Here is a 12,244-nt window from a genome sequence, read left to right as displayed (position 1 = left end):
CGCGTACTGGGCAGGACGGGCCGCGAGGCCTCCGTCGTCGGACTGGGCACCTGGCAGCTGGGGGCCGACTGGGGTGATGTCGCGGAGGCCGACGCCTTCGCCGTCCTCGACGCGGCGCTCGAAGCGGGGGTGACCTTCTTCGACACGGCGGACGTCTACGGCGACGGCCGCAGCGAACAGCTCATCGGCCGGTTCCTGAAGAACCGCCCCGACGCCGACGTGTTCGTCGCGACGAAGATGGGCCGCCGGGCGGAACAGCGACCGGAGAACTACAGCCTCGACAACTTCCGTGCCTGGAACGACCGTTCACGAGCCAACCTCGGCGTGGACACCCTCGACCTGGTCCAGCTGCACTGCCCGCCCACCGCCGTCTACTCCTCGGACGCCGTCTTCGACGCGCTCGACACCCTGGTCGCCGAGAAGCGCACCGCGGCGTATGCCGTGAGCGTCGAGACCTGCGCCGAGGCGCTGGCCGCCATAGCCAGGCCGGGCGTCGCCTCCGTCCAGATCATTCTCAACCCCTTCCGGCTCAAGCCGCTCGAAGAGGTGCTGCCCGCCGCCCGGGAGGCCGGGGTCGGCATCATCGCGCGTGTCCCGCTCGCCTCCGGCCTGCTGTCGGGCAAGTACACGAAGGACACGGTCTTCGCCGCCGACGACCACCGGAGCTTCAACCGGCACGGCGAGGCGTTCGACCAGGGGGAGACCTTCTCCGGCATCGACTACGGAACGGGCCTCGCGGCGGCCGTCGAATTCTCCGGGCTGGCCCCCGAGGGCGCCACACCGGCCCAGACCGCGCTGCGCTGGATCATCCAGCAGCCCGGCGTCAGCAGCGTCATCCCCGGCGCCCGCTCGGTCGGGCAGGCACGGGCCAACGCCGCCGCGGCCTCCCTCCCGCCGCTGTCCGACGCCACGCTGGACGCCGTACGGGACCTGTACGACGGCCGTATCCGAGCGGAGATCCACCACCGCTGGTAATGATGACGGGACAGACCCCCGTACTTCGTACGAAGGAGACATCCCGTGGCCCTGAACCGTGAAGAACGCGAACAGTTCCTCGCCGAGCCGCGCATCGCGGCCCTCGCCGTCGACTCCGGCGCCGAGGACCGGGCTCCGCTCGTCGTCCCCATCTGGTACCAGTACGCGCCCGGCGGCGACATCTGGATCCTGACGGGTGCCGGGTCCCGCAAGGACGAGCTGATCAGGGCGGCGGGGCGCTTCTCGCTGCTGGTCGAGCGGGTGTCGCCGACCGTGCGGTACGTCTCCGTGGAGGGCCCGGTGACGGAGCGGATCGACGGCACCCGTGACCATCTGGTGGAGCTGGCCACCCGCTATCTGCCCGCCGGGAAGGTCGAGGGCTATGTCGCGATGGCGAGCGGTGAGCACGGCGAGCAGGTCGTCATCCGCATGCGGCCCCAGCGGTGGGTGTCGAGCGACCTCGGCGGGCTCTGAGCCGGCGCCCTGACAAAGCACAGGAAATTCGAACCACTGATCTATTAGCGTGCCCTCATGGAGAAGACACTGAAGGGCGCTCTCGTGGTCCTGCGCCCCGCCGTCCCCGACGACATCCCCGCACTCGCCGCCATCCGCGCCACGCCCGAGGTCCACGCGACATGGCGCGGCGGCGACGACCTGCTCGCCGCCGTGACCGAGGACCTGGACGAGCCCGGCACCACCTCACTGGTGATCGAACTGGACGGCGCCACGGTCGGCGCCGTCCAGTGGGGTGCCGAGGAGGAGCCCGACTACCGGCACGCGAGCATCGACATCTATGTCGACCCGGCGGCGCACGGCCGCGGCGTCGGCACCGACGCCGTACGCACCCTGGCCAGGCATCTGATCGAGGACCTCGGCCACCACCGCGTCGTGATCGATCCGGCCGCCGACAACGCCGCCGCGATCAGGTGCTACGGCAAGGTCGGCTTCCGGCCCGTCGGGATCATGCGCGACTACGAGCGCGGCCCCGACGGGATTTGGCACGACGGACTCCTGATGGACCTCCTCGCCGCCGACCTCACCACCTGAGACGACGCCACGACACAGGGACGCCGTCATCTGCCGGACGGTCTCACCGGCCGGGGGCGCCGCCCCGATCGCACTCCAGCGACGTCAGGGCCACCGAGTCGGCCATCGCCTGCATCCCCTTGTCGTTGGGGTGCAGATGGTCGCCGCCGTCGAACGTCGGCAGGAGGCGCCGCGCGTCGTACGGGCTGCGCAGCACCCTGTCGAAGTCCGCGACGGCGTCGACCTCCCCGCTGGTGCGGATCCACTCGTTCACCTCGGCGCGCACGGCCTCCTCCTCGGGATTCCACTCCGACCAGCCCTTGAACGGCAGGACGGTGGCGCCGACGACACACAGGCCCGCCGCGTGCGACCGGTCGATGATCTCGCGGTACCCCGCCGTCAGGGCGGCGGCCGTGACACCGGTGTGCGACTTGATGTCGTTGACGCCCTCGAAGAGCACAACCGTACGCACGCCCGGCAGCGACAGCACGTCCCGGTCGAGCCGCTTGAGCGCGCTCTGCGCGGCGCCGTCCGCCAGTACCTGGTTGCCCGAGATCCCCGCGTTCGCCACCCCCTTCACGGTGCTGTCGGGCGAAGCCCGCAGCCGGCGCGCGAGAAAGTCCGGCCAGCGCAGGTCCTTGTCCGTGCTGGACTGCCAGCCGTCCGTGATGGAGTCCCCGAGGGTCACGACCGCGCCGGTCCCGCGGTCCGCCTCGACGGTGACCGCGTCGAGGTAGAACCACGACCCCAGCCGCTCGGTGTACGCGCCGCCATGTTCCTCCGCCGCGTGGTCCCCGCTCGTCGCGTACGACGTCCGCAGCGCCATCCCGTGCCCGGTGGCGGGACCGCCCGCGTCGCGTACGTACAGACTCACGCCCAGCTCGCTCATCGCCGCGACCCGGCCGGGCAGCGGGTCGCTGTAGCGGATCTCGCCCGGTGCCAGGGTCACGGAGGCCACGCCGCCGAACGAGAGCCGCTTGTTGCTGCCGGGGCGCAGCCGGGCGCCGCCGTCGCCGATCCCGGCGTACGCGCGGCCGATGACCAGGGGCCGGTCGCCGAACGCGTTGGACAGCCGGACCCGGAGCCCCGTGCCGCCCACGCTCGTCCGCACGATCAGCCGGTAACTGCGGTCCGCGCCCGCCTCACCCATCCGGTCCGCGCTCGCCGCCCAGGTGACGACGGACTTCGCGGGCGGCGGAGGCGCGACGCCGGCCCCGGCGGCGGTGGCCGTCGGGACATGCGCCGGCCCCAGGAGCGTCGCGCCCAGCGCCAGTACACCGATCAGAGCGAGGCGTACGGCACGGCGCACGGACCCGCTCATCCGAAGTTCCGCAGTGTGACGGCTCTGCCGGAACGCAGGTCCACGTCGTGCGAGACACCGCCGGCCGTGACCTTCGTCCGGCGCCCGCCGGCACTGCGGATCCTCGCCTCCCGGACCTTCCCGTCCCGCCAGCTCAGATCGACGACGAAACCGCCGCGCGCCCCGATTCCGGTGACCGAGCCGGACCGGGCCCAGGCGTCCGGCAGTGCCGGAAGCAGCTCGATATGGCCGGGCCGCGAGTAGAGCAGCATCTCGATCATGGCGGCGGGAGTGCCGAAGTTGGACTCGATCTGGAAGATCCCACGGCCCTTCTCCACCTCGTAGATGTCGAAGAGGTTCATCGAACTGCCGTTGCTGCCGTCGACGGAGGGCCGCAGATTGTTCACGACCAGCTCGTACGCCTTGTCCGCGTTCTTCAGCCGCGCCCAGCACAGGGCGCGCCACGCGTTCGCCCAGCCGAAGCTCTCCATGCCGCGGGCGGTGAGCAGTTCGGTGACGCCCTTCACCAGCGCGGCGGGCGAGGCGTCCGGGCGGATGCGGTCGCCGGGGAACAGGCCCATCAGCGGCGAGAGATGACGGTGGGTCGTCTCACCGAGATTGTCGGGGGACATCCACTCCTGAAGCCAGCCGGTCTTGGGGCTCACCTCCGGCAGGTACAGCCGTTCCTGGAGTCCGGCCACTGTCCTGGCGAACTCCGCGTCCCTGCCCAGGAGTTCGCAGGCCTCGCGGTAGTTCGCGAACAGGTCGCGGACCACCTCCTGCGCGTAGGTGATGCCCTTCGCGTCCTGCGGGCCGTGTTCGGGCGACCAGTCGTTGTCGGCGACGAGGACTTCGCGCTCCGCGCCGGTCTCCGCGTCCTCGACCGTCATGGTGACCAGCCGCTTCTCCCAGAACGCGCAGGCACCCTTGAGTATCGGGTAGATCTTCTCCACGTGTGCGGGATCCAGCGTGTACTGGTAGTGCTCCCACAGCGAGTTGCAGAGCCACGCGTTGCCCGGCGGGTGCCACCACCAGCCGAGTCCGCCGTAGATGTTGGTCGAGTACGCCACGGTCCAGCCGGCCACCTCGCCCGAGGAGTTGCGGAACCGGTTGCGGGGATCGTTGAAGTGGGTCCGGGTCAGCTCGGACCAGACCGGGAGCTGCGCGAGGCAGTAGTCGGTGAAGGCGTCGAAGTTGCGCGAGAGCGCGGCGCGGTCGGCGATCCAGTAGTTCATCTGGATGTTGATGTCGGTGTGGTAATCGCCCATCCAGTCCGGGTCGTTGCCGTCCAGCCACGGCCCCTGGAGGGCGACCGGCAACCCGTCCCGTGAACTGCTGATCAGCAGATAGCGGCCGAACTGGACGTACAGCGCTTCGAGTTCGGGGTCGGGCACGTCCTGCTGCGTACGGTGCTTCAGCCGTTCCCAGGTGTCGAGTGCCCGCTGCTCGGCCGACGAGGGGCCGAGCGAGACGCTCATTCCCTCGAACTGGTCGCGGTAGTCGGCGACATGGGTGTGCAGCAGTGTGGTGGGGGAGTGGCGTACGGCGTCGCGGACCTTGGTCCTGGCGAGCGCGGTCGGATCGAGGTCCGGGTCCCGGTAGCCGGTGGTGGAGTCGGGGGCGTAGTTCGATCCGCCGCTGATGACCACGGTCAGATCGGCGCACCGGGTGAAGACGATCCGCGAACCGCTTGCGGTGACCGAACCGCTGCGGCTGTGCGCGGTGACGGCGGCGCCGTACCGCAGTCCGTTCGCGAACCGGGCGCCGAGGAACAGGGTGTCCTTCCCGGCGTCCGCCGAGGTCTTCTCGTCGTGGGTGCCGTCGAGCGAGATCGTGCCGGTGTAGTGGCCGCCGCCGCGCTGTGTGAAGTGGACGACGATCACGTCGTCGGGGTGGCTGGCGAAGACGCGGCGCTCGTAGGCGACTCCCGAGCGGACATAGCCGGAGGTGACCAGGCCCTGGTCGATGTCGAGTTCGCGGCGGTAGTCGTTGACCGCGCCGAGATCGTGGTCCGGGATGTCGATCGCCACGTGGGCCAGTTGGGTGAAGCTGCCGAAGTCGGCCCGGCCGTAGGGGAATTGGCCGTCTGCCTCCAGTTTGTCGTTGCTGCCGCCGGTCCACATCGTGGCGTCGGAGACGAACAGCAGTTCATGCCCGGGGTCGTTGCCGACGAGTGCGCCGAGCCGGCCGTTGCCGACCGGCAGGGCCCGCTCCAGCATCGTCGTGTCACCGGCGGGCGCGCGGTACCACATCCGGGTCGTGGAGCCCTCGCCTTCGGCGAGCATCGGGGAGAGGGCCGGGCGCTTGGGCGGCGGGGAGGCGGCGAAGGCGGGCAGCCCGCCGAGTGCGGTGAGCGCGCCGGCACCGGCGGCGAGAGTGAGCGCGCGGCGCCGGGTGGGGCCTGCGGAGGACGGGTCCGGGAGGTGCGGGTGCTGCTCGTTCACGGGACAACTCCATTCCTGCGGACAACGGATAGGGGGCGCGCCGCTCAGGACGCGCCCCCGGAACGTGCTCTCACACAGCGGTGGCGTCAGAGGCGCGGCACGTCGATCTTGTCGATGTCGGGGGAGTACCCGTCACCGCTGTCGAAGGTGACGGTGTTGCTGCCCGCCTTCAGCGTGACCGGCACGCTGATCGAGTCGACCGCGGACCAGCCGCCGGTGGCCGGGAAGGCCGTCGCGACAGGCGCCTTGCCGTTGGCCGAGACACCGATCGACCGCGGATCGCCGGAGGTGTACGAGACCTTGACCAGATAGCGGCCCGCCTTCTCCACGACGACGTTCGTGAACTGGACCTTGCCGCCGACGTACAGGTTGCCGACCTTCCTGGTGCCCGAGCACTCGTCGCAGCCGGCGACGGAGGCGGAGCCGGACAGGACGTTGTCCGGGGACTCCGCCTCGTAGGCGGTCGTCCTCAGCTCGCGGCCCTGCGGGGTGACGGTGAACAGCCGCGAACCGTGCGCCGGGACGGCCTGGGTGATGCCGTCCTTGTGCCTGCCGAGGCTCTCGCCGTTCCACACGTCACGTACGGACGCCTGGCCGGTGAAGCCGAGTGCCTGCCAGTCGGCGGTCACCGGCGAGGGGGAGTCACCCTGGTTGAACAGGGCGACGGTGTAACCGCCGTCGGGGTTCCGGGACGCCCAGACCTGCTCGTCGCCGACCGAGGTGATGGGCTTGGCGGGCTTCCCCGGCTGCTGGTTGATCTTCAGCACGTCGCGGTTGGTCATCAGCGACAGACCGTAGTCGTCGAGCTTGGTGAGGTCGTCCCCGCTGTACAGCGGGGACTTGGCGACCGCCCAGAGCGTCATGTAGCTCTGCCGCTCGGCCTTGGTCAGGCCGCTCATGGCGGCGTTGCCGACATTGATGGCGTCCAGGTCGTTCCAGCCGCCGGGCCCGGCGTAACGCGTCCAGCCGGGTGTGTCACGCCACCGGTCCTCGACCGAGTTCTCCCACGACACGAGGGTGTTGCAGTAGCACTCGACGTCCGTGTCGACGCGCCAGCCGTTGGACGTGGCCTGCCAGTCCTTGGCGTAATTGATGTCGAGCGACCACGAGATCTCCAGGTGGATGGGCCGCCCGGTGCTCTTGATGGCCTTCTGCCAGGCGGCGACATCCGTGCGGTTGTCGTACTGGTCACCGCTCTTGAAGGAGCCGGGCCCGACACCGTCGAGCTTGAGGAAGTCGTATCCCCAGTCGGCGATGAGCCGCGCCTGGGAGTCGACGTATTTCTGCGCGCACGGCTTCGAGAAGTCGATCTTGTACGAGCTGTCCCAGCCGTTGGTCGTGCGCAGATCGCTGTGGACGATGTCGCCGGTGGTGCAGTCGTCGGTGTTCCAGATCCTCAGCTTTCCGTCGCCGTACCCCTCCTTCTCCAGACCGACGGGGAGGTAGATACCGGCCTTGAGGCCCTTGCCGTGGATACGGTCGGCGACCGCCTTCATCCCGCTGGGGAACCGCTCCGTGTTGGTTTTCTGGCGCCCGTACTCGTCGAACTCCGGCGTCCAGTCCCAGCCGCGCCACCAGCCGGCGTCGATGTTGACGTATTCGTAGCCGTACTTCTTCAGCTTGGACGCCAGGGCGTCCGTCTGCTTGTTCACATTGGCTTCGGTGAGATAGCTGTAGCTGCCGTTGGGGTTCACCCCCGGATACGAGGTGGTCTGCAGGCTCCAGCTGCTCCAGCCCATGTACGGCTTCTCGGCCATGGGGCTCGCCCGGTCGGGGAGTTGGGTCTGCGCGGCCGTGCTCGTCGTCGGTACGGCGACCGCGAGACCTGCCGTGACGGCGAGTACGAGCGCGGCGCGCAGGGTTCTCGCAGCGGTGCGGGTGGATGGGCGCATGGGAAAGGGCCTCCTGCTCTCTTCTGAAGGGGAGGAACGGGGTGTGGGTTCGGCTACTTGCCCGCGCCGATCGTCAGACCGCTGATGAACTGGCGCTGGAGCGCGAAGTACACGATCAGCGTGGGAATCGCGGTCATCAGCGCACCGGCCGCGATGAGGTTGGGATTGGTGAAGTACTGCCCCTCCAGGCTCGCGAGCGCGGAGGTGACGGGGCGTTTGTCCCCGGTCTCGATCAGCACGAGCGGCCAGAAGAAGTCGTTGTAGATCCAGATCGACTCCAGCGTCGCCAGCGCGGCGAACGCCGGCCGGCACAGCGGCAGCACGATCTGGAAGAACTGACGCCACACGGGCGCGCCGTCCACGAGCGCGGCCTCGGTGATCTCCTTGGGGATCGTCTTCATGTAGTTGCTCAGCACGAAGGTGCAGAAGCCGCACTGGTAGGCGATATGGATGACGATGATGCCCCAGTAGGAGTTGTAGAGCAGGTACGAGTCGCTCATCCAGCCGGGCAGGTTCCACTGGAGGTACAGCCGGTACAGCGGGGTGATGAGCACCTGGGCGGGGAGCAGGTTGCCCGCGGTGAACAGCATCAGCAGCGCGATGTTCCAGCGGAAGTCGAAGCGCGAGACGTAGAAGGCGACCGCGGCGGAGAAGAACAGGGTGCCGAGTACGGCGGGCACGGTGACGAGCACCGAGTTCCAGAAGAAGTGCGCGAGAGACGACTGCGCCCACGCGTCGGTGAAGTTCTCCGGGCTCAGAGCGCTGGGCCAGGAGAGATAGCCGTTCCTGGCGGTGTCCTCGTACGGCCGCAGCGAGGTGTACATCGCCCACAGCAGTGGGACCAGCCAGAGCAGGGAGACGCCGGCGAGGAAGAGATGACGGCCGGTCTGGCGGCGCGGGCGGGACGGCTTCGCGGGAGGTGTGCCGTGCGGTGCCCGCGGCGGGGCGGCCGGAGGTGTGGCGGTCGCGGTCACTGCCCCTCCTTGTCCTTGCGGAAGTTCTGTACGAGGAAGGTGCAGATGGCGGTCAGTGAGACCAGCAGCATGATCACCGCGATCGCCGAGCCGTAGCCGATGTGACTGGTCTCGCCGACGATGTTGTCGGTGATCAGGAGGGAGAGGAGTTCCAGGCCGGGCTTGCTGCCGATGCCGCCGCCGAGGACGTACACGATGTCGAAGGCGCGCAGCGACTCCATGGCCGTGACGACGAGGATGACTATGTTGACCGGCTTCAGCGCGGGGAAGACCACGCGCAGGAACGTCTGCCGGCCGTTGGCGCCGTCCAGCGCGGCGGCCTCCTTGAGCGCGGGGTCGAAGCCCTTGAGCCCGGCCAGATAGAGGATCATGATGTAGCCGGTGTGCCGCCACGCGGACGCGACGAGCACGGCCCACAGGTTGAGGTCGGGGTCGCCGAGCCAGTCGATGTGGGTGCCGGGCGACGCGGCGCCGATGACGCCGTTCAGCAGCCCGTTGTCCGGGTTGTAGATGATCTCCCAGATCAGGCCGACCACCGCGAGGGAGAGCACCATCGGCAGGAAGATCGCGGTCTGGTAGATCCGGGTGAAGCGGATCTTCCGGTCGAGCTGGTACGCGAGGAAGATACCGAAAGGCGTCGGCAGCAGCGCGGTGAACAGCAGCCAGATGACGTTGTGCTGGACGGCGGGCCAGAACGGCGGGTAATTGGTGAAGATCTCCCGGTAGTTGTCCCAGCCGATCCAGTCGATGCCGGACAGCGAGAGGCCGTCCCAACTGGTGAAGGAGAGCGCGAACGAGGCGAGCGCGGGCAGCCAGACGAAGACCAGCAGGGCCAGCAGCGGCACACCGACGATGACGCCGAGGAACAGCCGGTCGCGCAGGCCGAGCCGGCGCGGCCCGCGCCGGCGGGCCGGTACCTCGGGCGGGGCCGGAGCGGCCGGTTCCTCCGGTGCTCTGAGTGTGGAAGTCATAGGGGTGGGCGTCCCGTCTCGGGATCGGGAGCGGATCAGCCGGAGAAGAAGCGCGAGCGCTGGGACTCGATCTTCTTCAGCGTGGCCGCGCCGTCGTCGGGGTGGCCGAGCCACTGCGTCAGGCCGGGCAGTACGACGGTGGAGATGAATCCGGGATCGCTGTCCCGGTCGCCGAACTGGGTGATGTGCTTCGCGGCGCCGATCAGTTCGGCCGACTTCTTCTGCAGCGCGTTGTACTTGCTGGTGTCGGCCTTGCTGTGGACGGCGACATTGCTCGGGTCGACGCCCATGTAGATGCCCTCCGCCTCCGGGCTGCCCAGGAACTGAAGGAACCTGGTGGCGCCTTCGGCGTTCTTGGGCTCGCGGCTGAGCATGAATCCGTCGGTCGGTGCCTCGACGCTGTCCGTGCCGTGCGCCGGGTCGATCTCCGGGAACGGGAAGAAGTCGATGTCCTCGCGCAGCGCGGGGTCGGTGATCTGCTGGCCGAGGAAGAGCCCGATGACGGCCATGCCGGACTTCTTGTCGAGCAGCGACTGCGCCGCGTCCTGCCACGAGCGCCCGCCGGCGCCCGGCTGGTAGTACGGGGTGAGTTCGCGCCACAGGTCGAGGACGGTACTCATGCGCCGGTCGCTCCACGCGACGTCGCCGCGCATCAGATCCATGTGGAAGTCGTAGCCGTTGGCACGCAGGTTCAGATAATCGAAGGCGCCGAGGATGGACCAGCTGTCGCCGCCGCCGTAGCCGGAGGCGATCGGCGAGAGCCCGTCCTTCTTCATCTTCTTGGCCAGCGCGACGAATTGGGCCCAGTTCGCCGGTGCGCTGTAGCCGCGCTCCTCGAAGACGCTCTTTCGGTAGAAGACGGCCCACGGGTAGTTGTACAGCGGGACGAAGTAGTACGTGCCGTCGGTGCCCTTGGAGAGCTGCTTGACCGCCTCGCTGAATCCGGATCCGATGGTCTCCCACACGTCGTCGACCGGACTGGCCAGCTTCTTCTCCGCGAAGTACCGCATGCGGTAGCCGGCGAACCAGGTGAAGGTGTCGTCCGGGGTGCCCTGGAGATAGCTGGAGATGCTCTTCTGGAACGTGTCGTGGTCGACCGTGTTGGTCTTGACCTTCAGCTCGGTCTCTTCGGTGAACGCCTTGGTCAGCGCCGCGTAGGCCTTCTTGGGGGTGGCGTCGGCGCCGTTGGATCCGAACGTGACGGTCTTCGGGTCGGCGGCGGGAGGGCCGCCGCCGCACGCCGCCAGCGCGGGCCCGGCGAGGGCGGCGGCGCCCACTCCCATGAGTCCGTTGACGACGCTGCGTCGTCTCGGCCCACCGGTGGCGGATATGCGGCTCTGCTGCGTCATCGCTTCTCCTGGAAGGTGTCGGATCCGATGAAGGTCTGGATCGCGGTGGCCGCGGCCCCGCGCGCCCACTCCTCGAACGGCAGCGGACGCGTGATCACGTCGCACTGATCGGCGGTACTGAAGGCGGTCGCGGAGAACGCTTCCTTGATCTGGGCGGCGAACAGGTCGTACGCCGCGAGTCCCTCGCCCGAGATGATCACGCGCCCGGGACCGAGCAGGTTGACCACCGTGCCGATCGCCCGGCCGATCGCGGCGCCCGCGTCCGCGTACGCCGCACGGGCCACCGGGTCGCCGCCGTGCGCCAGTTCGAGCGCCTGCGCGGGGCCGGCCAGCGGCTCGCCCGTGTCACGCCGGATACGGCGCACGATGGCCGAGTCCGAGGCGATCGCCTCGACACAGCCGTGGTTGCCGCAGTGGCACAGCGGTCCGCGCGGGTCGATGGACAGATGGCCGATCTCACCGGCCACGCCGTGCGCCCCGGCGACCACCCGCCCGTTCACCACCAGACCGCAGCCGATCCCGGCGCCGACGGTGACCAGGGCGAAGTCGGAGAGTCCCACTCCGGCGCCGAACCACTGCTCGGCGACCGTCAGCGCCCGTACGTCGTTGTCCACGGTGGTGGGCAACCCGGTGGCCGACGCGGTGAGTTCGGCCAGCGCGATGTCGCGCCAGTCGAGGAACGGTGAGTAGCGGACGACTCCGGCCGCCCGGTCCACATCACCGGACACCGCCACCGCGAGGCCCTGCACCTGGACGCCGAACCCCTCGGCCTCCGTCCTCAACTCCGCCGTCAGGTCGGTGATGACGGCGATCACGGCGTCCGGCTCACGGTCGGTGAGCGGTACGTGGCGGGCCAGCCGGATCCGGCAGCACAGGTCCGCCAGGACCGCGATCACCTCGTCGGCCGTCACCTTCACACCGATGAACAGGGCCCTGCCGCCGTCCACCCGTACCGGGTTGGCAGGCCGGCCGACGGCCGGCGGGGCGCTGTCGTCGGCGGCCTCGACGAGGTATCCGGCCGCCATGAGCGGACGTACGGCCTTGGTCACGGCGGCGGACGAGAGACCGGTGCGGCGGGACAGCTCCACCCGGGACAGCGGGCCCTGGGAGAGCACAGTGGTGAAGACCGAGGAGGCGGCGGGAGTGGCCGCCGGAAACGCCTCCACCTGGTCGGTTGTTGACATGGCCGGAAACGTAGGTGAGTTAATTTCCTCTGTCAATAAAAAAAGCAGGAGTCCTGCGAAATAGAAGTTGATCATCCTCATTCAAGGGAAAAGTTGACTGTGGCCGGGTACTTGACAGCGGATCAAAGG

General features: G+C 69.0%; 10 protein-coding genes. 3 read left to right on the top strand and 7 right to left on the bottom strand.

From position 1 onward, the window contains the following. From GXP76_RS18455 to GXP76_RS18445, 3 genes are all read left to right on the top strand, one after another. Window positions 1–975: aldo/keto reductase (locus GXP76_RS18455; RefSeq protein WP_374361557.1), on the top strand; the 975-nt coding region annotated here is incomplete at its 5' end. Window positions 976–1,020: 45 nt separating this feature from the next. Beyond that, on the top strand, window positions 1,021–1,449 hold the full coding sequence (locus GXP76_RS18450) for a pyridoxamine 5'-phosphate oxidase family protein (RefSeq protein WP_242572644.1): 429 nt from the start codon (window positions 1,021–1,023) through the stop codon (window positions 1,447–1,449). Between the two features lie 57 nt (window positions 1,450–1,506). Next, window positions 1,507–2,022, top strand: coding sequence for a GNAT family N-acetyltransferase (locus GXP76_RS18445; protein ID WP_242572643.1), 516 nt, complete (start codon window positions 1,507–1,509; stop codon window positions 2,020–2,022). Between the two features lie 43 nt (window positions 2,023–2,065). On the opposite strand, the gene GXP76_RS18440 is transcribed toward GXP76_RS18445, so the two are convergent. The 7 genes from GXP76_RS18440 to GXP76_RS18410 all read right to left on the bottom strand — a co-directional run bounded on the left by GXP76_RS18440 (window position 2,066) and on the right by GXP76_RS18410 (window position 12,115). Beyond that, window positions 2,066–3,322: an SGNH/GDSL hydrolase family protein gene (locus tag GXP76_RS18440; protein ID WP_242572642.1), complete on the bottom strand. Its 1,257-nt coding sequence runs from the start codon at window positions 3,320–3,322 to the stop codon at window positions 2,066–2,068. Then, complete coding sequence (locus GXP76_RS18435) at window positions 3,319–5,745, bottom strand: glycoside hydrolase N-terminal domain-containing protein (protein WP_242572641.1); 2,427 nt, start codon at window positions 5,743–5,745, stop codon at window positions 3,319–3,321. The genes GXP76_RS18440 and GXP76_RS18435 overlap by 4 nt, the downstream gene beginning before the upstream one ends. Before the next feature lie 86 nt (window positions 5,746–5,831). Continuing rightward, window positions 5,832–7,637, bottom strand: coding sequence for a carbohydrate-binding protein (locus tag GXP76_RS18430; RefSeq protein ID WP_242572640.1), 1,806 nt, complete (start codon window positions 7,635–7,637; stop codon window positions 5,832–5,834). Between the two features lie 53 nt (window positions 7,638–7,690). Continuing rightward, complete coding sequence (locus GXP76_RS18425) at window positions 7,691–8,611, bottom strand: carbohydrate ABC transporter permease (protein WP_374361551.1); 921 nt, start codon at window positions 8,609–8,611, stop codon at window positions 7,691–7,693. Further along, complete coding sequence (locus GXP76_RS18420) at window positions 8,608–9,582, bottom strand: carbohydrate ABC transporter permease (RefSeq protein ID WP_242572639.1); 975 nt, start codon at window positions 9,580–9,582, stop codon at window positions 8,608–8,610. Before GXP76_RS18420 ends, GXP76_RS18425 begins: the two co-directional genes overlap by 4 nt. A 35-nt stretch (window positions 9,583–9,617) precedes the next feature. After that, window positions 9,618–10,931 carry an ABC transporter substrate-binding protein gene (locus tag GXP76_RS18415; protein ID WP_242572638.1) on the bottom strand — a complete coding sequence of 438 codons (1,314 nt, stop codon included), beginning with the start codon at window positions 10,929–10,931 and terminating at the stop codon, window positions 9,618–9,620. Next, window positions 10,928–12,115: an ROK family transcriptional regulator gene (locus tag GXP76_RS18410; RefSeq protein ID WP_242572637.1), complete on the bottom strand. Its 1,188-nt coding sequence runs from the start codon at window positions 12,113–12,115 to the stop codon at window positions 10,928–10,930. Before GXP76_RS18410 ends, GXP76_RS18415 begins: the two co-directional genes overlap by 4 nt. Between the last annotated feature and the right edge of the window lie 129 nt (window positions 12,116–12,244).

Source organism: Streptomyces sp. NP-1717, assembly GCF_022695985.1.
Taxonomy (GTDB): domain Bacteria; phylum Actinomycetota; class Actinomycetes; order Streptomycetales; family Streptomycetaceae; genus Streptomyces.
This window is presented reverse-complemented; position numbering and strand designations above follow the sequence as displayed.

Bases quoted from the DNA above. Each gene is read 5' to 3' on its own strand.
- GXP76_RS18445 (WP_242572643.1), top strand. From the start codon at position 1,507: ATGGAGAAGACACTGAAGGGCGCTCTCGTGGTCCTGCGCCCCGCCGTC.
- GXP76_RS18440 (WP_242572642.1), bottom strand. From the start codon at position 3,322: ATGAGCGGGTCCGTGCGCCGTGCCGTACGCCTCGCTCTGATCGGTGTA.
- GXP76_RS18430 (WP_242572640.1), bottom strand. From the start codon at position 7,637: ATGCGCCCATCCACCCGCACCGCTGCGAGAACCCTGCGCGCCGCGCTC.
- GXP76_RS18420 (WP_242572639.1), bottom strand. From the start codon at position 9,582: ATGACTTCCACACTCAGAGCACCGGAGGAACCGGCCGCTCCGGCCCCG.
- GXP76_RS18415 (WP_242572638.1), bottom strand. From the start codon at position 10,931: ATGACGCAGCAGAGCCGCATATCCGCCACCGGTGGGCCGAGACGACGC.
- GXP76_RS18410 (WP_242572637.1), bottom strand. From the start codon at position 12,115: ATGTCAACAACCGACCAGGTGGAGGCGTTTCCGGCGGCCACTCCCGCC.